The 19681-nt window shown below is 52.2% G+C and carries 24 protein-coding genes; 8 read left to right on the top strand and 16 right to left on the bottom strand.

Translation table 11 applies throughout. The features are described 5' to 3' along the window. The 7 genes from HCR03_RS14460 to HCR03_RS14430 form a co-directional block, all read right to left on the bottom strand. A complete protein-coding gene (locus tag HCR03_RS14460) occupies positions 1 to 414 on the bottom strand; it encodes a hypothetical protein (protein ID WP_187034953.1) in 414 nt (137 codons plus the stop codon). A gap of 525 nt (positions 415 to 939) precedes the next feature. Continuing rightward, entirely contained in the window at positions 940 to 1122 is a 183-nt protein-coding gene (locus HCR03_RS14455; RefSeq protein ID WP_187034951.1) for a hypothetical protein, read from the bottom strand. A gap of 103 nt (positions 1123 to 1225) precedes the next feature. Then, positions 1226 to 1510: a plasmid segregation centromere-binding protein ParR gene (locus tag HCR03_RS14450; RefSeq protein WP_187034949.1), complete on the bottom strand. Its 285-nt coding sequence runs from the start codon at positions 1508 to 1510 to the stop codon at positions 1226 to 1228. A gap of 4 nt (positions 1511 to 1514) precedes the next feature. Next, positions 1515 to 2396 carry a ParM/StbA family protein gene (locus tag HCR03_RS14445; RefSeq protein ID WP_187034947.1) on the bottom strand — a complete coding sequence of 294 codons (882 nt, stop codon included), beginning with the start codon at positions 2394 to 2396 and terminating at the stop codon, positions 1515 to 1517. A gap of 25 nt (positions 2397 to 2421) precedes the next feature. After that, positions 2422 to 2766, bottom strand: a complete 345-nt coding sequence (locus HCR03_RS14440) for a DUF6103 family protein (RefSeq protein WP_187034945.1) — start codon at positions 2764 to 2766, stop codon at positions 2422 to 2424. A gap of 12 nt (positions 2767 to 2778) precedes the next feature. Further along, on the bottom strand, positions 2779 to 3972 hold the full coding sequence (locus tag HCR03_RS14435) for a hypothetical protein (protein ID WP_187034943.1): 1194 nt from the start codon (positions 3970 to 3972) through the stop codon (positions 2779 to 2781). Positions 3973 to 4049: 77 nt separating this feature from the next. Beyond that, positions 4050 to 4586, bottom strand: coding sequence for an SLOG family protein (locus HCR03_RS14430; RefSeq protein WP_187034941.1), 537 nt, complete (start codon positions 4584 to 4586; stop codon positions 4050 to 4052). Positions 4587 to 4709: 123 nt separating this feature from the next. On the opposite strand from HCR03_RS14430, the gene HCR03_RS14425 reads away from it, so the two are divergent. After that, positions 4710 to 5039: a helix-turn-helix transcriptional regulator gene (locus tag HCR03_RS14425; RefSeq protein ID WP_187034939.1), complete on the top strand. Its 330-nt coding sequence runs from the start codon at positions 4710 to 4712 to the stop codon at positions 5037 to 5039. Positions 5040 to 5074: 35 nt separating this feature from the next. Here the strand turns inward: HCR03_RS14425 and HCR03_RS14420 are convergent, their stop codons facing one another. Genes HCR03_RS14420 through HCR03_RS14410 form a run of 3 tightly spaced genes read right to left on the bottom strand, consistent with a single transcriptional unit; the run spans position 5075 to position 8526 of the window. After that, positions 5075 to 5578, bottom strand: a complete 504-nt coding sequence (locus HCR03_RS14420; protein ID WP_187034937.1) for a gamma-glutamylcyclotransferase family protein — start codon at positions 5576 to 5578, stop codon at positions 5075 to 5077. A 17-nt stretch (positions 5579 to 5595) separates the two neighbouring features. Next, positions 5596 to 6645, bottom strand: a complete 1050-nt coding sequence (locus tag HCR03_RS14415) for an amidoligase family protein (RefSeq protein ID WP_187034935.1) — start codon at positions 6643 to 6645, stop codon at positions 5596 to 5598. Positions 6646 to 6651: 6 nt separating this feature from the next. Beyond that, positions 6652 to 8526: a VirB4 family type IV secretion system protein gene (locus tag HCR03_RS14410; RefSeq protein WP_187034933.1), complete on the bottom strand. Its 1875-nt coding sequence runs from the start codon at positions 8524 to 8526 to the stop codon at positions 6652 to 6654. A 218-nt stretch (positions 8527 to 8744) separates the two neighbouring features. Between HCR03_RS14410 and HCR03_RS14405 the strand changes: the two genes are divergently transcribed. The 4 genes from HCR03_RS14405 (at position 8745) to HCR03_RS14390 (ending at position 12733) form a co-directional block, all read left to right on the top strand. Continuing rightward, a complete protein-coding gene (locus tag HCR03_RS14405; protein WP_187034931.1) occupies positions 8745 to 9752 on the top strand; it encodes a hypothetical protein in 1008 nt (335 codons plus the stop codon). A gap of 55 nt (positions 9753 to 9807) precedes the next feature. After that, positions 9808 to 10952, top strand: a protein-coding gene (locus HCR03_RS14400) for an IS3 family transposase (RefSeq protein ID WP_187034929.1) whose coding sequence is annotated in 2 segments (ribosomal slippage) — positions 9808 to 10047 and positions 10050 to 10952 — 1143 coding nt in all. Because the reading frame shifts where the segments join, the coding sequence is not laid out codon by codon here. A 114-nt stretch (positions 10953 to 11066) separates the two neighbouring features. Continuing rightward, entirely contained in the window at positions 11067 to 11627 is a 561-nt protein-coding gene (locus HCR03_RS14395; protein ID WP_187034928.1) for a hypothetical protein, read from the top strand. Between the two features lie 383 nt (positions 11628 to 12010). Further along, positions 12011 to 12733, top strand: a complete 723-nt coding sequence (locus HCR03_RS14390) for a hypothetical protein (protein WP_187034926.1) — start codon at positions 12011 to 12013, stop codon at positions 12731 to 12733. A 4-nt stretch (positions 12734 to 12737) separates the two neighbouring features. On the opposite strand, the gene HCR03_RS14385 is transcribed toward HCR03_RS14390, so the two are convergent. From HCR03_RS14385 to HCR03_RS14365, 5 genes are read right to left on the bottom strand one after another with little or no spacing between them, the layout of a single operon-like run. Next, complete coding sequence (locus HCR03_RS14385; RefSeq protein ID WP_187034924.1) at positions 12738 to 13328, bottom strand: hypothetical protein; 591 nt, start codon at positions 13326 to 13328, stop codon at positions 12738 to 12740. Next, positions 13321 to 13590: a hypothetical protein gene (locus HCR03_RS14380; protein ID WP_187034922.1), complete on the bottom strand. Its 270-nt coding sequence runs from the start codon at positions 13588 to 13590 to the stop codon at positions 13321 to 13323. Before HCR03_RS14380 ends, HCR03_RS14385 begins: the two co-directional genes overlap by 8 nt. Continuing rightward, the gene (locus HCR03_RS14375; protein WP_187034920.1) at positions 13566 to 15587 is read right to left on the bottom strand and encodes a DNA cytosine methyltransferase; all 2022 of its coding nucleotides are present in this window, start codon (positions 15585 to 15587) and stop codon (positions 13566 to 13568) included. Before HCR03_RS14375 ends, HCR03_RS14380 begins: the two co-directional genes overlap by 25 nt. Then, a complete protein-coding gene (locus HCR03_RS14370; RefSeq protein WP_187034918.1) occupies positions 15584 to 16150 on the bottom strand; it encodes a DUF7768 domain-containing protein in 567 nt (188 codons plus the stop codon). Before HCR03_RS14370 ends, HCR03_RS14375 begins: the two co-directional genes overlap by 4 nt. Continuing rightward, positions 16147 to 17049, bottom strand: coding sequence for a conjugal transfer protein TrbL family protein (locus HCR03_RS14365; protein ID WP_187034916.1), 903 nt, complete (start codon positions 17047 to 17049; stop codon positions 16147 to 16149). Before HCR03_RS14365 ends, HCR03_RS14370 begins: the two co-directional genes overlap by 4 nt. 177 nt (positions 17050 to 17226) lie before the next feature. On the opposite strand from HCR03_RS14365, the gene HCR03_RS14360 reads away from it, so the two are divergent. From HCR03_RS14360 to HCR03_RS14350, 3 genes are read left to right on the top strand one after another with little or no spacing between them, the layout of a single operon-like run. Then, positions 17227 to 17802 carry a TetR/AcrR family transcriptional regulator gene (locus HCR03_RS14360; RefSeq protein ID WP_187034914.1) on the top strand — a complete coding sequence of 192 codons (576 nt, stop codon included), beginning with the start codon at positions 17227 to 17229 and terminating at the stop codon, positions 17800 to 17802. 1 nt (position 17803) lies between these two features. Then, positions 17804 to 18577, top strand: coding sequence for a sulfite exporter TauE/SafE family protein (locus HCR03_RS14355; protein WP_187034913.1), 774 nt, complete (start codon positions 17804 to 17806; stop codon positions 18575 to 18577). A gap of 50 nt (positions 18578 to 18627) precedes the next feature. Further along, entirely contained in the window at positions 18628 to 19269 is a 642-nt protein-coding gene (locus HCR03_RS14350; protein ID WP_187034911.1) for an MBL fold metallo-hydrolase, read from the top strand. A gap of 64 nt (positions 19270 to 19333) precedes the next feature. Here the strand turns inward: HCR03_RS14350 and HCR03_RS14345 are convergent, their stop codons facing one another. Beyond that, on the bottom strand, positions 19334 to 19672 hold the full coding sequence (locus HCR03_RS14345) for a DUF3852 domain-containing protein (RefSeq protein WP_187034909.1): 339 nt from the start codon (positions 19670 to 19672) through the stop codon (positions 19334 to 19336). Positions 19673 to 19681: the final 9 nt, after the last annotated feature.

Genomic DNA, 19681 nt, shown 5'->3' with positions numbered 1-19681 from the left:
TCATTCACCCTTCTGGAATCTTGCCACGTCCTCAAAGGTCACGGCGCCGACCGATTTTTTGACGTCACTGACGCACTTGCCCCGCAGACGGCGAAGGGTGGCTTCGTCCACATCGGCGGTGGAGGCGAGGACATTCATCATCATGCTCATTTCCACCGCCAGCTTGAAGATCAGGCGGGCCATGCGATTCTCCATGCCGTCCACCATGCCGGTCATGGCCGAGGTGATAGCGGCTGGAAGATAGCGCACGCCTTCCTCCGCAGAGATATAGCCGCAGTAAAATTTGATTGCTTTTTCAATAAATTCGCTCTGGCTCTGGCAATTGTCCCGTTCATACCAATCCGAAACCAGCTTTCTGGTTTCCGGATACATCCAAAGCGGAAACTTCTTTTTGTTCTTTGTTTCTTCCGGCATGCAAAAACCTCCATTCACGCGAAAAGGGGCCGCAACACCGGTCGCAACCCCTAAGAAATTCTTGATTTAGCTTGTGTTTTCGGCATTCCGCTTTTCTCATAACCCCGGAAGCGACACCAAGGGCCGGATTCTGACCCCGGTGAGAAACGTCCCCGACCCGCGTTGCGGGGCGGTGTAAGCCGAAGCGGGGGCGTTTTACGACCCCGCTTCTTTAACCCGCATCGTTTTCGACCCCATGGTTCACCTCGGGCTCCGGAGTCTTGCCGGTCGGCTGTCTGCCAAATTTCCGTGCAAGGCTCCGACACGGGGCGCAACCGTTTTTGATGGTGTAAACGTGCCATCCCGTGGGGAAAACGCGGCACAGGGGCACACGGGCGGTGACGCGGGCTTTCATATCTGCTGTGTCATTTGGCCCGTCAGATTCTCCGATTCAGCTTGGATGCTGCCGCAGTACGCATTCAGCGGGATGCCATGGCGCCTGCAGCGCGAACGGCAGAGAGAAAAAAAGCGAGACCGCCGTATCTCTCAGACAGCGGCGCTTTCATCCCGGCGGCCGGGAGCTTTTCGCAGCTCCGCCGTAACATTCCGCTCATAGAGTTCCTGCAGGTGTTCCTCCAGTCCGGCGCGAAGCTCAGCTTCGCTCATGTGTTCCCGAAGGGCGCTCAACTTTTCGCTGTCATACCGGATCTGAACAGTTGACATTTTCATAGATGATTGCTTCCTTTCCATATCGATTTCTCAGAAGTGAGCCAGGTTGGTGCAACTTTCCATGCGACTTCCGGAAGGCACGAAATAGTTGAGCCAACTTGGTTTATATTTCGTCCAGCGCGTGGATGAGGCTGTCTGGGAGATCGGCCAACTGCGTTTTATCGGCCGCATCCGCCAGTAGAGGGGATGACCGACATTGGAGGATTTTTAGTTCCTCACTGACTGCCTGCCGGATAATCCGCTCTATGTGATCTGCCTGCTTCGCCGCCAGTAGGCCGGAAACCACACACTCGGTGCGCTGGCGGCTGCCCTGATCGGCAAGAAGGGCTTCGGCTTCCCGATGCCTGGGATCATCCATGTCAAACGAAAGATAGTACCGCTTTCTCATAGGCTCACCCCATCAGGAGGCGGTACCCGTCCGCGTTGGCAAATCGGTTCAGGACCGCCACTGTATTGATGCCCTCGCCGCGCAATCGGGATTCCAGCAGCTCCGCGCCGCCACCCGCGAACACGGTGGGGAGCTTCAGGTCGAGCCCTCTTTCACGAAGAGCGTTGAACAGCTCCTTGCAGTAGACTGCGACAGACTGTTTCACTACTGTATCGATCCGCCCGCGGTCGGCGTGCTGAATCTGCCCGCGGATGGCGTCGGTGATGAGCTCGTCTGAGAGCAGAATGTCGTTTTTCTGGAGCGCGTCCTGAATCCGGCTGTAAAGCGTGATGGTTCCCATGCGCAGACTGGCGCAGCTGGATCTGTCTAATCTGAAATTGTGAACAGTGAGAACGTCCACGGTGTACCCGCCGATATCCACCAGCGTGATACTCCGGTATTCCTTCAGCTGTTGATAGTACCGGCAAAGCGCCGCGTGCCCCTGGGCGAACACTTTACAGTCCGCGATACGGCAGCGGTAAGTTGTACCCTCGAACATAAACGAGAGATTGTCATGCAGAAAATACCGGCGGAATGCGTCCTTCTGCGTTCCATAGCTGTCGATGGGAAGCCCCACACCGAGGATGATTTCCGCATTGACGGCTCCTGTCCTTTTCATCGCTTCCGCGATGGCCGGGAGCGTCAGGATGAAGGTATCCGGCTCTTTGGTTTTATCCTGCTGAAAGCGCAGGCGGCGTTCTCCGACAGCATAATATTTTCCCTCGTAGAAAAGCTGCATCTCCGGCGTGATGAATTCCTTGTCGCTCACCGCATAGCCGGAGGCATAGAGCATCCCCTCTGAGGATTTAGTGTTGTAGTTTCCGTTGTCCACACCGAGCTTGATCATAGCTCGCACCTCCTTCTTCTGTGGATCACATGTTCAAGGTCATGCCCTGACCCTCCTGCTCGTCAGGGCCCTCAGGCTCGGGCGGAGCTTCCGGCACCGACGCCGCCTCGGATGCCGCCTGCCGGGAACGGCGGGGCTGGCGCGCGGGGCGCTCTCTGGCTGGCGCCGGGGATTCCTGCCGCTGTGCGGACACCGGCTCCATGCGGCTCTCCACATACTCCCGTACCTGCGCGGGAACCAGCTTTTCATAGGTTTTGTCCAGATAATCCTGCAGTTCATGCTCAATGCTCTGCTGCTTTTTATCCATAAAAAAGCGGAGAGCGTCCAGCTTCTCCGTGGGGAAGGACAGATTCAGTTCCGTTATGCTCATTTGTTTTTCCTCCTATTTCGTAATGTAGCTGATGTACGGGATCTGCAGCCACGCGCTCCAGCCGCGGCCCGCCAGCTTTGTTTTTACCACGCCGTATTTCGTGCCCATCGCCTCGACCACCTCGCCGTTTCCGATGTAGACGCCGATGTGCCCCGACTTCCAGACGGCGAGGCCGGGCGTGTCGGGCATGGTGTCCATGGAGCCTTTGACGATGGCGGCGCTGTGCATGCCGTCCGCGCCCACGTCCTTCATGCCGTTGGTCCCGTATTCAATGGCTTTCGTGCCGGGATCAAACCAGCCGTAGCCTTTGATGAGCCCGACACAGTCTGTTGTCCTGCCGCCCAGCCAGTTTTCACGAATGAAATCCGCGTAGCTGCCCACGCCGTCCGGGTACTGCTTCAGCTTGGACGCGAACAGCGAATCCGTCAGGACATCGCCGTAGGTGCCCCACACATATCCCCAGCCGGAGTCATAGGCGTTCTTCGCGTAGATAACCAGGTCCAGGTTGTTTTTGGTTTCTGGGTGGAGCAGGGTAAGCCCGTCCAGCGCGATTCCGTTTCCGCCGCCTCGATCGATTCCGCCGGAATACGATCCTGATCCGCCACAGGCAACCTTTTCATAGATCTTCTGCGCGTTGGTCCTGTCGTCGCTGCCAGCCGGGATTCCCGACGTCGAGAGGTTCGCGTAGGCCGTGTCCAGACCGACCGGAACGGCGACCGTTTCGGTTTCCGTTTTTTCCTCGCCGGTCGCCTCATCCTTCACAGTTTTGGTCCTTTCCTCATATCTGACGAAGCAGTCCACAAAGGATCTGGCCTCCGCGCCGGACAGGGACAAGTGGTCGGCGCCGAAATTCAGAGCGTAAAAAATGGATTTGATCCGGACGCTGTCGAGCGTGCCGCCGTCCATCTCCGCCTCCGCGCCGGAGATCGCCTGATCCAGCGCAGAAAAACAGTTCCTCATATCCTCGATGTGAGCGGTATACTCGGCGGGCGCGGAGGACGAGAAAGCGCCGCCGTTGAAACACAGGTCAACGGCGGCGTTGTTATGCTGGGAGGTGCCGGAGAGAAGGCTGAGAATCAGGACGATTGCCAGAATGACGGGCGTCAGAATGGCGGCGATCAGGATTCCGACCGCCTTCCACGTTCGTTTGTCGGTGGCGGCGGCGATGGCGGCCTTGACCGCCAAGGCAATTGCGGGAGCTGCCAAGTGATTTTCCCCCTTTCAGCACGAAACAGGATGTTTTCCGAACAACCGGAAGCACCCTGTTTCTGCGGTATGTTTTTTTATAATTCAGTTGGGTTGATGATCTGTACGATCCGGTTTTGGCTCCGGGCGTATCGGACCGTATAGCCCGTCCCGCCGTTGGAGCCGTCCCAAACAGCCAGCACATACCGGCTGCGGTCGACCATGTAACGGTTGCGTTTTATCATGCAGTCGCGCGTATAGCTGGTCTGCAGCATAGTTTCCTTTGAACACCTTTCCACGATGGAAAAATAGCGTTCCCGCTGGTTTACCGACCACTTGGCCGCCTGTGTTTCGCAAGGAAGCGCGCACTCCAGCGTGATATCCGGATACTGCTCCTGCAGACACAAGATAACCTCGGCTGTCCATTGGTCCACACCGAGAGCCATCCCGCTGATGAAATGGGTCACATGCTGCTCCGTAATCAGACGGATTATTTCCTGCTTCAGCCGTTCTTTGATTTGCAGGCACAGCCTGTTGCCCTCGTCGAAGCCGAAGGGCAGCTTCTGCGGCCGTAGCCCCGTAAAGCAACAGGTGCGGTAAAGATCCAGCTCGCTATTCCCTGATCGATTTCCCATACTTTTTACTCCTTCTGTATAAATTCTTGTATAGTTAGCTATAAGAGATATTATAAATCTCTATTAGCTAATTTTCAACCGTAAATAGACTCTGTAAGCTAATATATAAAGGAGCTGATAGTTATGAAAACCGAATTGGAAAAGGGTGAGCTTGGATCGGCTATCCGCGCCGCGCGTCTGGAAAAACACCTTTCGCAGGAGGAATTGGCAGAGCTGGTCGGGATTACGCCGACGCATGTCAAGCATATTGAAAGCGAACACCGCAAGCCGTCGATAGAGCTTCTGTACCGGCTGGTGCGGACATTGAACCTGTCGCTGGACACGTTGTTCTTTCCGGAACGGGCGGATGGGCTGGAGACCTACCGCAAAACCGAACGGCTGATGCGGCAATGCAATGAGAAACAGCTTCAGATTCTTTACGCGACCATTGAGGCGATGTTAAGAGACAGCTGAGAAACGAGCTGTACCGGATGGTATGGCTCGTTTCTTTACCACCATTTCGGTCCGAACAGCGTACCTTGCTCCGGTTCCGTTTCCTGCTGCTCCTGTGCCAGCCGGACGGATTTCTCCACGGCTTGTTCCAGAAAATCCGTATTGAAGCCAGAGGTGCGGTAGCCCTCTAGAATAGTGTTCAGGTAATAATCGGAGGGAGTCCCGAAGTGATGCCCGTCGTTCATGATGTAAACCATCGCGGAGGCTGTTCTTCCGTTCAGCTCCACCGGCAGAAGCTCCTTGCGATAAAAACTCGGATAGCCTTCATAATGGTCAAGGGCCTGCAGATCCTGATCCTTCAACTTCCACAGAAGAACAGGGACACTGGAGCCCTGGAACGGCTCCACCGTAGCAACCGCGCTGCTCCGGCTGCCGCGGAACAGTAGCTCGTAGTCCTTGATTTCGCTGACGCCGACCACTTTGGCGGTGGGGCAGCGGAACGCCATCTGCGGCAGGTTGAGATTGCTGCCGTAGGCGATGTACAGGGTTTCGGATTTCATCGAAATGGTTCCTCCTTCTACATGGACAGAGAAAAGCCGGGGCTTTCTTCCTCCCCGGCCTGTTCCTGTCCGTTTTCAGTTGTAGGTTCCGGCTGTCCCGATACCGTCTGCGCGGCCTCGGCCAGCTCTTTTTCTTTTTTCTGCCTTAACCGTTCCTTCTGCCGCAGGGCCTGCTCCGGATCTTTCCACGCGATGCACCCGTCCAGATGCTCCAGCAGGTGAAGCCTGGCGGTCTTGAATTCGTCCCCGATCAGCCCCAGCCGCAGAAGCCAGGTGCGGAAGGTGTATTTTTCATTGGTACTGTGGGTTTTCTGCCGACTGGCGCACTTCTGGTTCAGGGCCTGTGTGGAGATGGCGAGGCAGAGCTGAATGTACGCCTTGATTTTTCCGGCGTGGGTGGTGGAATTGAAGAGGCGAAACTCAATCGTACCCTTCTGGAACACGGAATGCAGGTTCAGGCAGTGGTAGCGGCTGTTGTCATAATGCTGGCTGCTGCGGGATTCACCGCCGTACCAGATGCGGCTGACCTCGTCCAGCGTTTTAGGTTTCTTCCGGTTGATTTCATCGAGGAAGCTCTGATCTACCTTTTTGCAATACTGCCGCTCCCGCGCCACCTCCACCTGCAGGGCCTTGTAAATCAGATCCTCCTTGGAAGCCATGATGTTGGTAATGTTCCGGAGCGTCTTCGCGTCGTGAGGCGACGCGTCCACATGAACGTGGATGCCGGTGGAGCTGTTGACCAACATCCCGGCCCCACGCAACTTCCGCACGAGCTCCTGTATCGTTTCGATATCCCCGTAGCGACAGATGGGGCTGACCATCTCCACGCTGTAGTCGCTGTCGGCGGAAACGATCTGCCGTCCGCTTTTTTTCTGCGTGTCGATGCTGCCGTCGCTCATGAATTTCCATTGACGCCCCTCGCTGTCCAGCGTGGAATAAATCCCGTAATAGGTACCGTCAAAATGGACGGACGAGCCGAAATGCTCAGCGGCCACCTGTGCGGCCTGCTGCCGGGTGAGGCCGGTCATCTCCACCTCAATACCGAAGCGCTGATCCTTCATGTCCATGCTTTATCACCGTCCGCCCGCCTTTCCGAACAGCGCCGCCTTATACTCCGGCGCCTGAACCATGAGGTTGTACCGTTCGTTGCCGCACTTGTAGAGGCACACGCCGCGTTGGGGGTAGCGGATCAGCTCGTATTCGGATTTCTCCAGCTGGAGCGTATCCATGTAGAACCGCGCGTCGATGGAACCGGCGTTAAACAGGAACTGATGAGTAGGAATCGAGAACAAAGGCTTCGTCAATTCGCGGACGTGCTCCACGTTGAAATCCTCCAGATTCTGCGACGCGAGGATGACTGCGCTTTCTTTTTTGCGGACGCGTTTCATGCAGTTCCGGATATATTCGATGGCGGTCAGGTTGGTGAGAAACAGGTACAGCTCGTCGATGCTGGCCGCTGTATTGCCGATGGTCAGAAGCTCGTTGCTCATGTAGGACAAAACGTTGAATAGCAGGGCGTTGCGCAGATTTTTGCTGGCGTTGAGCACACCCTTCACACCGAAGGTCACAAATTCGCTGCTGGTGATATTCGTGTGGCCGTTAAAAAATTTGGACTCCGCTCCTTTGCACATGGAGTGGAGCCCGAGGCAGATTTCCCGCAGGGAGTCCGCTGTATAAAGCTGGCGTCGGCTCTCGTCGAAATCCTTATATTCCGCTTCGATGAGATCGTACAGATCGGACAGGATGGGATAATCCTCCGGCTTGAGGCGGTCGAAATTGCTGTGGTCGGTGATACCCCATTTGTCGTAGAGCTTGCCCAGCATGATTTCGATGGTGTCGATTTCCCTGTCAGTGAAATCCTTGTAAGCGCGAAAAAAGTCCTTGAGAAAGCTGATATGCTGGCTGAGTTTGCTGCTTTTGCGAAAGGCTTCCGGCACAAACCCGCCGTCGTCGGCGCTCTGATCCGGCGACGTTTTCGCGTGCGGATTGAGCACTGGCTCCGTCTGCTCGTCCCAGCTTTTCGGCTCCAGCACATTAATGATGAATTCGCCGCTCATCAGGTCGATGAAGCAGCCGCCGAGGTTCAGGGTCAGATCCTCATATTCCATCTCGGGATCTAAGGCCAGAATGTGCATGCCGGATTCCCGCAGGCTGCACAGGATCAGCTTCAGCAGATAGCTTTTGCCTTGGCCGGAGTTGCCGAGAATGAGAATATTGGCGTTGGTCTTGTCGTCGGAGCGGCGGTTGAAATCGACGAGGATATTGCTGCCAAATTTGTCCCGGCCTAAGCAGAAGCCCTTCGGGTCGGTCTTGCCGGAATAGTTGAACGGGTACAGGTTGGCGGCGGAGCTGGCGGGCAGAACCCGTTCGAACTGATCCCCGAACACATTCCATCCGGAGGGCATCACAGACAGGAAGCCCTGTTGCTGCCGCAGTAAAAGACGGTCCACATTGAGCTTGGAGCGCACCAACTCGGTCAGAACCTCCGTCTGCAGGAGCTTGAGCTGGTCGAGGTCGTGGGCGGACAGCTCGATGTACACCGCCGTGTGAACCAGCGGCTCCTTGCTCCGGTGCATTTGCGCCACGATGGTAGCGACGTCCTGCAGGTTGCTTTCGGCCGTGACGGTTTGCTGGAGGTCCTGAGTGCTACTGCGCTGCATCCTGTTCTTGTTGGCCGCGTTGCTGATGATTTTCTTTTCTTCAATCGGGGTTACATGACGGGTATAGATGTGCAACGTCACGCCGTCTTTTTCCCCAAGATAACGCAGGATCGCCTGTTCTTCCGTGGAGGTTGGGTATTCCCGCAGGGCCCACACACAGCGGAAAGTATTGCCGCAGATGAAGTAATCGGTGCTAAATTTGATGATGGAGGGCGATATCATATCGAGGAATTCCTGAATACGGGCATCCTCCTGCGCAGGCGCGTTGGTTTTCGGCTGTTTTGCCATAGGGCATTCTTCCTTTCTGAGTTGATTCTGAATATAAGAAAAGCCGCCACATTCCTGTGACGGCGCTGAACACTCTTGAAACAAAATATGGTATAATAGTCTCAATGCAAAAGTTCGTGTTATTTTATATGATCGGCAATTTTAATCGTGGAAATAATCGAAACATGATATAGCTCAATTGATGATTATTTGCGTATTTGGAGAAAAGGAGATAGCCAATGGATTACATATTTATGACAAGGCCATTCTGGTTTGAGCTTAATGTACCAAATTCAATAGTTAGAGCGAAATATAAAGAATACTTTGGAGGAAATGACTACTCCATCGAGAATAGAGCAGAAGCTATTGCTTTACTATCTACAATCACAGGAAGTATTCAGGATAAGATGATGATTCGGATGAAGTGCGAAAATATTAATCTGACAATAAAGGACTTATACAAAATATTAGACGAGTGTTTTCATTTCTATATTCGGCAAAAAAACGCACGACACGAAATGTCTGGACTAAATGTCAGCACTGCATCAATAGGAGATACTTTTGAGCAAAACCGTAATATGTCTCGCAATGTTATTGATGCGGTTAATTTATGGTTAGAAAACTGTGCTCTTTATCAGACTGATTTGACTAAAGAATATGATACAAAGTCGTTTGATGTTGATTTTGAGTTGTTTTTGGATATGTATATCTATGGTCTTGCATCCCAAGCTTTATCCTTACTCTCAATGAGCCAAAAATTTGGCGATAAGGAAATGTTTTATGGAATATCTATTACTCCAAATAGGGATGTTCCTGCGGAGGTAATAAAATATCACCCCATAATTTATTTCAATACTTTGTTGACGGGAAATCAAAATGTTTTCGACACAAATGGCGAACTAAAAAATGCTGATCAATCAGTATTTGGCAAAGGATTTTTCGAAGAGTATAATATTAAGTTTATTAACTCATTAAAAGTAATGAGTTCTTTTCAAAAATATATGTTATCAGATGGAAAAATAGCTATGACAATTATTGATAAAGACCAGTTCATAGGCGAAGTGGGACAGTATTCTAATAACTTGGTTGACGGAAATGCATTTTTTAATACATTTGTTTTAACAAAGGAGAACGTTAAAGATCAAGTGAGAAAGAATGACCCTATTATTTGGGTGATGAATTCAAATAAGTATAGACACGAGTTAAGACCATTTATTTGTTTAGATAATGATGTTGTGGTATATTAAATTTGTAACACTCCTGTCTAATGGAATATAATATCTATTAGAAAAGGAGTACGCCATGCAAACAATAACAGAGGAAACCAAGAAAAAAGTTGTAAAGCTACATATACAGGACGGTCGCACGATTGCCAGCCTTGCCGCTGAATACGGAATCTGCCACGCTACTGTTTCAAACTGGATTCGCTCTTACCGTGAAGAATGCCAAACAAATGATGCCGCAAAATCAGAAAACGAATTAATGCAGGAAGTCAGGCAGCTTCGGCTGAAACTTGCAGAAGCTGAAAAGGAAAACGACTTTCTAAAAAAAGCAGCGGCATTCTTTGCGAAGGAAATCGATTAGTGGCATATCGATTCATTGAGAAACATCAAAGACATTTCGGAACTCGTTGGCTCTTAAAGCGCATGGGGATTTATCCAAATGCATATTACAATTACAGAAAACAAACCAAAGCTGCTTACTACGCCAAGAAAAATGAAATTTGCCGTAAAATCAAGGGCATTTATCATGAATTCGGGGGAATTCTTGGCTACAGGAGCATGCGTGTCTTTCTTGAAAGAAACCAGGTCTTTTTAAGCAAAACTACGGTTCATAAATATATGAACAAAGAACTTCAGCTGCAGTGTATCTGCCGCCGTAAGCGCCCTGAGTATAAAAAGGGACATGCTCATAAAATCTTTCCAAACCTCTTGAATCAAAACTTTTTGGCAGACAAAATGAATCAGGTTTGGTGTACGGATTTCACATATGTTTTTCTTACGAACGGTTCCATGCGTTACAACTGTACCATCATTGATTTATATGACCGCAGCGTGATTGCAAGTGAAACCGGCAAATGGATTACAAGCGATTTAGCGATCCTGACTCTCGAAAAGGCCCTTCATTCCCAAAAGAAAAGACCAGAAAATCTGATATTACATTCCGATCAGGGAAGCCAGTTTACTTCCGCTCAATTTATTCTTTACTGTCGGGCACACAACATCACGCAGAGTATGAGCGCTGCAGGGTGTCCTTATGACAATGCCCCGATGGAACGTTATTACAATACTTTTAAGGCGGAATTGATCAATCGCTTCAATTTTCGGACCGATGAAGAATTGGCACATGCAATTTCAGAGTTTGCTTATGTTTGGTACAATCAGATTCGCCCGCATTCCTACAATGATTATCGTACACCATATGAAGCAAGGTATGCTTTGATTTAATTTAGACAGTGGTGTTACAAAATTGCTTGACCATTACATGACCGGGTTAATATTTCGTATTGTGCTATTGAGCAGGCCAAGCAACTTTGGGTATCAATTTTTAATAATGGTGGAATGAGTTACTCGAATTGCAAAGACAAATTAACTGCAACTATTGAAAAGCGTAATGAAGAACTGTCAGTAAAGTTAGTTGATATTCTCAGAGAAAAGCTGAGAAATCATTACACAGCTTACTTTGATGAGATTGATGTTCAATATGACAGAATTTTCGGAAGCAAGCCCATCAATTACGGTGATTTTGATTTAATTTTTTATACAAAGGAAACAAATGAGTTATTCCTGATTGAAGCCAAATTTTTCTCTGATTCATTAAATAATAGCGGGATTATATCTGACTATGAAAAGCTCTATAAAACTGATGGATATTATGACCACTGTAGAAGAAGATATGACTTAGTGCTTAGTGAACCACAAAAGATGGAAACTTTTATTGGGGCTCAAAAATCAGTAAAAGCGCATTTTCTTTTTGTTTCTTCAAAGCCTTTAGATATAGAGTTTCAAGATGATGATGGAGTGGTTAGTTTTCCTTGCTTATCAATATTTGATAAATATTTAGAAGGAAAATTAATTGTGGATGAAAATGATAGCATTATGCGCCCAACTCATGTAATTTAGTATAAGCCCAACTGATCATTATGGAGCAAAATGAGAAGCTGAGAGCTTATGCTCTTGACTTCCCAATTTTTTTGCCGTCTCTCACAAGGCCCTTGACTTTTCTTTTGATCAGAGTTGATATAGACACCAACGGGAGTTGCCCGGAAAAATAAAAGCGTCATGGCAGGCTGATATGCTGAGAACATATCAGCCCTGCGCAAAGGTGAACATACCACCCTGCACAACCGTAAACGGCACCACGACAAGGCTATTGTACCTTGTTTTTTGTGGCGGCACAAGAAGAATCTTTCGCGCGTGCAAGGGTAGCGGGCAGAGAAGCCCCGCCTTTGCCCGCACTTTTAAGCGCCGGAGATTCCCGACTTCAAAGAAAGGTCGGGGTAAAAATGAACATTTTTCAGAATCCTGAGGATCTGCTGGTTTCCAAGGAAACTGAACAGCCCAGTTCCATCACGGATCTCCTGCTGCTTACCACGGATATCCGGACGAAGCTCGGCGGGGAGGGATATCTGGTGGAGAGCTACCTGTCCCATTTCTTTCAAGCGGTCATCGCTTCCTCCAGTCAGGAGGCTGTGTCAGACGGGTATGAGGTGTCATCGGAGCTGAGAGACCTGTGCTTTTATGCTCTGGATGCAGTCTCAGGAAATTCGTCTGAGCACAAGCACCGCCCGTTCCAACTGACCAACACCGGCGCAGAGGCAGAGGAACATCCCTTTTACCCGGAGGTAAAGCAGAATTTTGAGGAACATTCGGATCAATCTGCACAGCGGTTTACTGTCGTGAACCGGCATTACGCGCTGCTGGCGGAGAAATTCCTCCAATACGCCATGTCCCGGTTCCTGTCGGATAAAAGGGATAGCATCAGCGAAGTTCTCCAAAACGCTGATCTGAACATGCTGTATGACAGAATTTCCGCTGTCGTCGGAGAGCCCCCGATGGAGCGGATTAACCGGATGCTGAAGGAGCAATTTCTTGCCGTCCCTGCTTCCATGGGATTTTCCTATGGGCTCTCCTGCGCCTTGCTGGACAGCCTGGTTTATGAGGACAGCGAGACGGGGAAACAGGTGTTTCAGCTTCTGATGGATGATTGTTCCGAAAAGCTGAAATAAGCTGTCAGTCCTCCGGCACGATCCAGCGCTCTCCGTCGTAGTCCTCAAATTTTTCCGTTGTAACATTCTGCTCGAAATAAATGGCGAGAATACGCTTGATGTCCTCCTTGCCGGCGCGTTTTGTGGAAAAGCCCTGCTCACGCAGGGTTTTTTCTATGCGGTTCAGGTAGGAGAACACTTCGCTCTGCTTTTCATTCCGGAGCCGGATCACCACCAGAAATTCTCTGGACGTCGCCATCTGTACCTGCATCCGGTCGAGCTGGGAGAGATCCTGCTCCAGAAGCTGCCGCACAGCGGGATGGTTCTCCTGCTCCAGCCGTGTCCGGAGAAACTGCTTGTTGTCTTCAAAGTTTTCCCGACTGTTCAGGCACAGAAATTCCAGCTCCGCGATGCCCTTGAGCACGGTCATCAAAGCATAAATTCGGGCCGAGACGCTTTCCTCGGAAAGCACGGAGATGTTGGTGGGCTTGATAATAAAATACACCAGCTCGTCGCCGCGGCTGGTCGCAAGACTGTAATCGGTGACGGCCTTCGTGTTGATGAGCTGACGGGTATATTGTTTTTGCCTTGCGTTTTTCTTTTCTGCCTTATTCATGTTTTCCATACCCCCATTCGTAGACCTGCTGCCTTGCGAAGAAGAAAGAGCAGGCGTTTTTGATAAAGTCGAGGATGCTGGTATCATCAAAACGGATCGTCAGAAACGCGTAGAGAGCCGTGATGACAATAGGCGGCAGGAACCGGAGCTGTGCCAGCGCAAACACAGAGAGCAGCAGGCCCACGCCGATGATCCCGATGTCCCGGAGCTGCCACAGCCACAGCGTCGCCTTGGATTTCAGGTTGTCCGGATAGATGTACATGATGATTCCTCCTTGAATTTGCGTAAAAAATAAGCGACTCCCCGGAGCACATGCTCCACGCAGGGTATCGCCACGCTGTTACCAAGAGCTTTATATCTGGCGCTGTCCGAAGCGCCGGGGATGTCCGTCCAGTGATCCGGAAAACCCTGTAGCCGTTCGCATTCCAACGGGGTTAGCCTTCGGATCAGCTTGCGGATGCGATAGGGATGCACATGTGGTTCGGCTGGCGCACCGCGAGGTTCAGGCGCCCCGGCTTGGCTCGTTTCACACACGAGGTCGGTGGCGTCCTTATACTGCCGGGCGCTCTCGGTGCTTACCACCTCGTTCGGCGCGTACTCGTCGCTGCGCTGCTGGGAAAACACGCAGTGCCGGTCGGTGGCCGTGACGGTATAGCTGATATCCGGCTGGACGCCGATACCGTTCCCGCCGTTTTTGTCCTGGCGGTCGATGATATTTCCGGCAATGCAGTAGGTTTCGGCAGGCGCCGAGTCTTCGCCCGAGTCCGCCAGAAACGCAGACGGCTGGGAGATTAAAGGGACGTTGTTCCCGCCGGTCCCGTATCTCGCGGACATGGTGGGCGCTACCTTGTGCGGTCCCGTGTAACGCGAGTCGATCCCATAATTCTCAAACAGCTCCGGCTGGTTTCCCATGACAAGCGGCGAATGGCCGTGTTCCTGCGAGCGGAGCGTGGCGGCGACGTCTTCGGAAACATCCATGCGGTTGCCGCCCTGGTCGTTCAGGCACAGCACGGAGGGCATCATGCTTCCGCTTGCCGTCGCCTTCAAGGTCGGCGCACATTCCTCCTGATAGCCGATCCCTCCTGCGGACGAACCGGCCCCCGCGCTGAACGCCGCCGTAAACAAAAGCCCGCCCGGATTTCTGCCGCCGCCTCCATCGGCGCCGGCCAGCGTAGGCGCAACGCTTTTTTCTGTAAAAACTCGGCCCTGCTGGGTATCCCATGGCGTTAGGCAGTTCGCATTCTCCTGCTGCGGTGTCTCGGCTATAAAAGTCTGCTGCTTCATACCGGGCTGGGCCTGTATTGCCCCGGACACATCGTGCAAGTTCCGAGCCTCATCGCGCTGATTGCACGCAAAAGCCATGGGTCCGCCCTCCGAAGGTTCCGTTTTTTCTTTTTCTGTGGATACATAGCCGTGCCCGCCACCGCCGCCGCTGTACAGGGAGGGCCAGACGCCCTCGCTTTCATATATCCGGTGGCTTTGTACATCCCATGATGTCAGGCATCCTCCGACCGGATTCCCGCCTGAAGCTCCAGCGCCTGCTTCAGCACCGGGGGCAACTCCTTGCCGCGCTTTCTCGCCCGCCGCAGAATTCCCAGGCAGGCGGTCCTGCTCAAATAGTACTTTTGGGGCGGTTCGGCCTCCAAAATCCGCGACAAGGAAGATGCGCCTGCGCCGTTGCGGGACATTCCAGTATTGAGCGTCGTATACTCTCCAAGCAACGGAGAATTGATCTCCCAATATGGCCCCAGCAGATTGCCATACCCCTCCCGGAGGTCGAGGTACAGATACGGTGTTGTCAGCAACTCGGCAGGTTTCTTCGAGAACCGCCCGGAAATCCTCGCCTCCTGAGCAGGAGAAGGCTCCAGGCACATTTTCCCAGACCATATACCGAGGTCGAACAGCGTCAGCTGGCCTTCCGTTTGCTTTGTCATGCGCTCTCATCTCCTTGATGATCCGAATTTGCTCCATGAACAGGCCGGAGCGTTCGCCCTGAAGTCCGAGACGCCTGCCGTTTGCCACGCTGAGATCCTGGCACGGGCTCCCGCCGCAGACCACATCCACGGGGGTCAGCTCCGAGCCCTTCAGCTTCATGATGTCGCCGACAGGGAGCATATCCGGAAACCGTATTTTTGTAACTTTCATCGGGAACGGTTCGATCTCGCTGGCCCACACAGGAGTGAACCCCTGCCGGACGCCTGCCAGCGGAAATCCGCCGATCCCGTCAAACAGGCTGCCAAGGGTCAGCGGCGCGGTCACAGGCGCAGTTCCATGCCGAAGGAAGGCGTTTCCTCCGGCACAGCCTCCGTTTCTTTTGGAAAATACTCGACGGTTCGGTTGACAGGCCCCATTCGGTCGTTCAGCCGCTCGGCTTCCGCCGCAGCTTCTTCATAAGTGCCGAATGTCATGGGCCTTCCGTCCTGCTGGAGCCAGTTTTCCGCCGCTCCGCAGATTGACGCGGCGCTCCGGCGCGCCAGAACGCCGTATTGCCTTACGGGAGCTTCGCTTTGAATCTGCTCCGCAGACAGGTATCGAACGGGGATTCCCAATCGTGCGGCTTTTGCGATCTCACAGCTCATTCCATGGCTGACGGTGCCGCCGCAAACCCACAGTTCCTCACAGGAAACCAGCACCCGCAGCCCCATCCGGATACCGGCTTTTCTCTCGGAGGGAACGGCATCGTTCAGAATCTGCGGATACAGCAGATGAACGGCGACAGGCGCGCAGCCCTGTTTCATCGCATATCGGCAGGCGGCTTTGGCAAACCGGACGTTGCTTTCAACATCCCCCGCGTAGGGAGAGCAGATATATACCAGCCTCATTTCGCCACCGCCTTCACAATGGTGCGGGTGATGTTCATCGCGGTCTGACCGGCGTAGACGGCGCTCATGAAGTTGGCTCTGGTGCTGGTGTCCAATCCGAACGCTCCAGCGATGCGCGGAATTTCCCCGGCCGCCAGCATCAGGCCAAGCCCCAGCAGGACGTGATCCTTCAGCACCATCAGCCCCGCAATGAGGATGGTAGATTGTAAAAATGCGGTCAGGCACAGCCCGATGATCTGCTTGCACCAGCTCACGAATCCGTCCAGATATCCTCTCGGGACGCTGAACATGTACAGGCTGCCCACCGCGATCTGGATGAGCAGGATACCGCCGCGCTTCAGGTTGGCGAAAAACACCTTGATCACGGCGTAGCCCATCATGATGAGGATAAAGATCAGCATGATGGGATTGAGCGTGCCTCCGATCCCGCCGAACACTCCGGCATTCGCGGCCTGCTCCAGCGCCCCCGCGGAGGACAGCTGGCTGATAATGTTTCCGGCTACGGTGTCAATGCCGGTTCCAAGCCCGGTTATGCCAGCCGTGAAGCTGCTCTGCAGGGAGACTGAGAGCTTATACAGCTCCACCGGCACCGTGGAGAAAAGGCCGACCGCGAGAAAACCCTTGATGTTGTTGAGCGCGGTGTCCTTGATGCTTCCCCGGCCGGACTGGTACTCAATGCCGCACTCAAAGACCGAAACCACCAGCCCGGTCCCGTAGAGCGCCCAGCCAAGGTAAGTAAAAAACAGGACGATGGATTTTACCCATGTCATGTCGAACAGGTCCGCGCCCATGTTGCCCATGGCCGCGAAAAAGTTGCCGAGGAATCCGATCATCTGGCTGTAGATCCAGTCCAGAATCTGCCCCAGCACGGTGTTTGCCACAAAGTCCCATATGAACATGGGAGGTCACCTCCTTCAAAAAATATGGAGCCCGCTTTCGCAGGCTCCAATGCAAAACGATTGCGGGCGCTTAGAGATAGAACAATCGGACATCGCCTCCTTTTTTATTATTGGGTATTGATAAACTAATTACATTAGTTTATAATAAGCATATTATAGTTTATGGAAGTGGTCACAATGGGCACAAGAAGAAATCTGGACTCGCAGACAATCCTGAATACTGCGGCGGAGCTCGCGGAAGAAAAGGGGCTTGAAAATGTCTCTCTGCTTCAGGTAGCGGAAAAGCTGGGGGTCAAATCGCCGTCCCTTTATAACCATCTGAGCGGAGTTCAGGAGCTCTCCACAGGAATTGCGAAGCTTGCCCTCGGCAGGCTGGAAGAAGCAATCCGCGGCGCGGCGGTCGGCCGGTCCGAGGGCGACGCGTTACTGGCAATCGCCCTGGCATATCGGAGCTACGCGAAAGAAAATCCGGAGCTTTACAAGGCAATCCTGCGCTTCCCGGACTGCGGCGACAGCGATGTTCAGGAGAAGGGGCACACCGTTGTCCGGATTCTGTATCAGGTGATGGAGCCGTATCACTTAGGGGAAGAGGAAACGATCCATTTTGTCCGTGGTTTCCGCAGTGCGCTCCATGGGTTTGTTTCTCTGGAAGCGGCTGGATTTTTCCGTGGAAATGGTGCGGACGTCGACGAAAGTTATCGACAGCTTGCTTTTCGGTTGATTTCATCTTTAAGTATGGAAAAGAGTGATTGATATGGGTACTTATATTGCCTTACCCATTGTTGGGTTTGTCGTAGGCTTGCTGATTGTTTCTCTCGGCGGAGGCGGCGGAGCCGTCTATGTTGGGATTCTGACGGTGTTCTTTCACATTTCGCCTGCTATTGCGGCATCAACCTCGCTTGCTACCACGATCCCTACCACGGCGGTGGGGGCGTTTTCCCATTGGAAGGCCGGAAACATGAATCTGCGGTTCGGCATTACAATGCTCGTAAGCGGCGCGGTCGGCTCCGTCATCGGTTCGCTGTGTTCCGGTTTTCTGCCGCAGGGCCTTTATAACAAACTAACCGGAATCATCCTACTTCTGCTTGCCCTGCAGATGCTAATCTCCTTCCTGCGAAAAAAGCACGGCAAAACAGCGGAACAGGACTCTGCCCAAATAAAAAAGGCTAACACCATAAAGGCTGTTTGCTTCGGACTGCTCGGCGGAATCATGTCCGGACTGGTGGGTTTAAGCGGCGGCGGTCCGATTGTCGCGGGCCTGATGATCCTGGGCTGTCCGGCACTGGAGACCGTTGGCACCTCGGTTCTGGTGCTGTTCGGAATCGCGGTGACAGGTTTTCTCGCGCATCTCAGCGTTGGGAATATCGACTGGCAGCTTGTCGGGCTTCTGGCCATCGGCACCATGTGCGGCGCGCTCGCCGGGCCGTTCCTCCTGAAACGGGCGGACAAGAAAAAGCTGGAGAAGGTTCTCCAGCCGGTGCTTTTCATAATGATCGTTGTCATGGGCGGTATGCTGATGTTTAAATAGTGTATATGAACGATCGGAATATTGTTCGCATGCTGATTGGAGGAATATCTTTGAAAATTACCGAGAATGTTTTTCAACTGGAAGCTGCTAAACGCAGCCATGTTTTTTTAGTCAGGACGGATGAAACGTTTTTAATCGATACGGGAATGCCGGGGCTTTCAAAAAAAATATTGGAAGAAATCCGAAGCCTCGGCACTTGCCCCGACGATATTCGCATGATTCTGCTCACACATCATGACGTAGACCATATCGGAAATGCAAAGCAATTGCAGGAAGCCACCGGTGCCGAGCTGTGGGCACCTTCGGAAGACATTCCCTACATCATTGGTGAGAAAAGGCGTCCAGGTGTAAAGCATCTGATTGAAACCATCATAAGGCCGCGAAAATCTGCCGTCAGCGGAACTTATAGCGCCGGTTGGCCTTACAGCGATATACATATTCTGCGTGCGCCCGGGCATACGCCGGGACATACTATTTTTCAGGTTCGGGACATTGTTTTTACAGGCGATCTGTTTAAATTTATCCATGGCCGCTTTGCACTTTTCCCTGGATTTATGAACTGGAATCAGGATGAAGTAATAAAATCACTCTCCATGCTCAAAAACTTGGAATTTGAATGGTTATGTCCTTCGCATGGTTCACCTGTTCACAACGGACCTGAATTGCAGGATTTTCTTTCAAAATTAAAGTGACCAATTGAAATTCAATACCATTTTAAGCAGTCCGGCTTTCTTGGAGCCGGACTGCTTTCATATATCACATCCCAACTACGCTCCAAATATATAGCGGCGCCGTCAATGTAAACACCAGACAGGCGAATAGGATTGCCGGCGCCGCCCACTCAAATTGCCCGTGTTTTCTATAGTCGAAATAAGCCGTGCCTAATTTGGCGAAGAAAAACACGGCCAGAATCAGGTCGATTGCTGGGAATACCACGCTGTTGACAACAGTCTTTATCTGCTGTGACGCTGTTTTCCAAGTGCCTTCCACGGCTCCCGCCACATCGCCGCTTCCCGCAGCATACGCGGTCGTTCCAAAGAGGCAGGTCAGGATGAGAACCACACACAGAACCGCGAAAATACGTTTCGTTTTCATGGATTTTCC

Origin of the sequence: Caproicibacter fermentans (genome assembly GCF_014303955.1) — a bacterium.
Taxonomy (GTDB): domain Bacteria; phylum Bacillota; class Clostridia; order Oscillospirales; family Acutalibacteraceae; genus Caproicibacter; species Caproicibacter fermentans.
Note: the sequence above shows the minus strand (reverse complement) of the source record. Positions and strands in the feature narration are given on the sequence as shown.

What these genes read in the sequence shown, in the direction of transcription:
- HCR03_RS14460 (WP_187034953.1), bottom strand. Translation starts at nt 414, where the DNA reads ATGCCGGAAGAAACAAAGAACAAAAAGAAGTTTCCGCTTTGGATGTAT.
- HCR03_RS14455 (WP_187034951.1), bottom strand. Translation starts at nt 1,122, where the DNA reads ATGAAAATGTCAACTGTTCAGATCCGGTATGACAGCGAAAAGTTGAGC.
- HCR03_RS14450 (WP_187034949.1), bottom strand. Translation starts at nt 1,510, where the DNA reads ATGAGAAAGCGGTACTATCTTTCGTTTGACATGGATGATCCCAGGCAT.
- HCR03_RS14445 (WP_187034947.1), bottom strand. Translation starts at nt 2,396, where the DNA reads ATGATCAAGCTCGGTGTGGACAACGGAAACTACAACACTAAATCCTCA.
- HCR03_RS14440 (WP_187034945.1), bottom strand. Translation starts at nt 2,766, where the DNA reads ATGAGCATAACGGAACTGAATCTGTCCTTCCCCACGGAGAAGCTGGAC.
- HCR03_RS14430 (WP_187034941.1), bottom strand. Translation starts at nt 4,586, where the DNA reads ATGGGAAATCGATCAGGGAATAGCGAGCTGGATCTTTACCGCACCTGT.
- HCR03_RS14425 (WP_187034939.1), top strand. Translation starts at nt 4,710, where the DNA reads ATGAAAACCGAATTGGAAAAGGGTGAGCTTGGATCGGCTATCCGCGCC.
- HCR03_RS14420 (WP_187034937.1), bottom strand. Translation starts at nt 5,578, where the DNA reads ATGAAATCCGAAACCCTGTACATCGCCTACGGCAGCAATCTCAACCTG.
- HCR03_RS14415 (WP_187034935.1), bottom strand. Translation starts at nt 6,645, where the DNA reads ATGGACATGAAGGATCAGCGCTTCGGTATTGAGGTGGAGATGACCGGC.
- HCR03_RS14410 (WP_187034933.1), bottom strand. Translation starts at nt 8,526, where the DNA reads ATGGCAAAACAGCCGAAAACCAACGCGCCTGCGCAGGAGGATGCCCGT.
- HCR03_RS14405 (WP_187034931.1), top strand. Translation starts at nt 8,745, where the DNA reads ATGGATTACATATTTATGACAAGGCCATTCTGGTTTGAGCTTAATGTA.
- HCR03_RS14395 (WP_187034928.1), top strand. Translation starts at nt 11,067, where the DNA reads ATGAGTTACTCGAATTGCAAAGACAAATTAACTGCAACTATTGAAAAG.
- HCR03_RS14390 (WP_187034926.1), top strand. Translation starts at nt 12,011, where the DNA reads ATGAACATTTTTCAGAATCCTGAGGATCTGCTGGTTTCCAAGGAAACT.
- HCR03_RS14385 (WP_187034924.1), bottom strand. Translation starts at nt 13,328, where the DNA reads ATGAATAAGGCAGAAAAGAAAAACGCAAGGCAAAAACAATATACCCGT.
- HCR03_RS14380 (WP_187034922.1), bottom strand. Translation starts at nt 13,590, where the DNA reads ATGTACATCTATCCGGACAACCTGAAATCCAAGGCGACGCTGTGGCTG.
- HCR03_RS14370 (WP_187034918.1), bottom strand. Translation starts at nt 16,150, where the DNA reads ATGAGGCTGGTATATATCTGCTCTCCCTACGCGGGGGATGTTGAAAGC.
- HCR03_RS14365 (WP_187034916.1), bottom strand. Translation starts at nt 17,049, where the DNA reads ATGTTCATATGGGACTTTGTGGCAAACACCGTGCTGGGGCAGATTCTG.
- HCR03_RS14360 (WP_187034914.1), top strand. Translation starts at nt 17,227, where the DNA reads ATGGGCACAAGAAGAAATCTGGACTCGCAGACAATCCTGAATACTGCG.
- HCR03_RS14355 (WP_187034913.1), top strand. Translation starts at nt 17,804, where the DNA reads ATGGGTACTTATATTGCCTTACCCATTGTTGGGTTTGTCGTAGGCTTG.
- HCR03_RS14345 (WP_187034909.1), bottom strand. Translation starts at nt 19,672, where the DNA reads ATGAAAACGAAACGTATTTTCGCGGTTCTGTGTGTGGTTCTCATCCTG.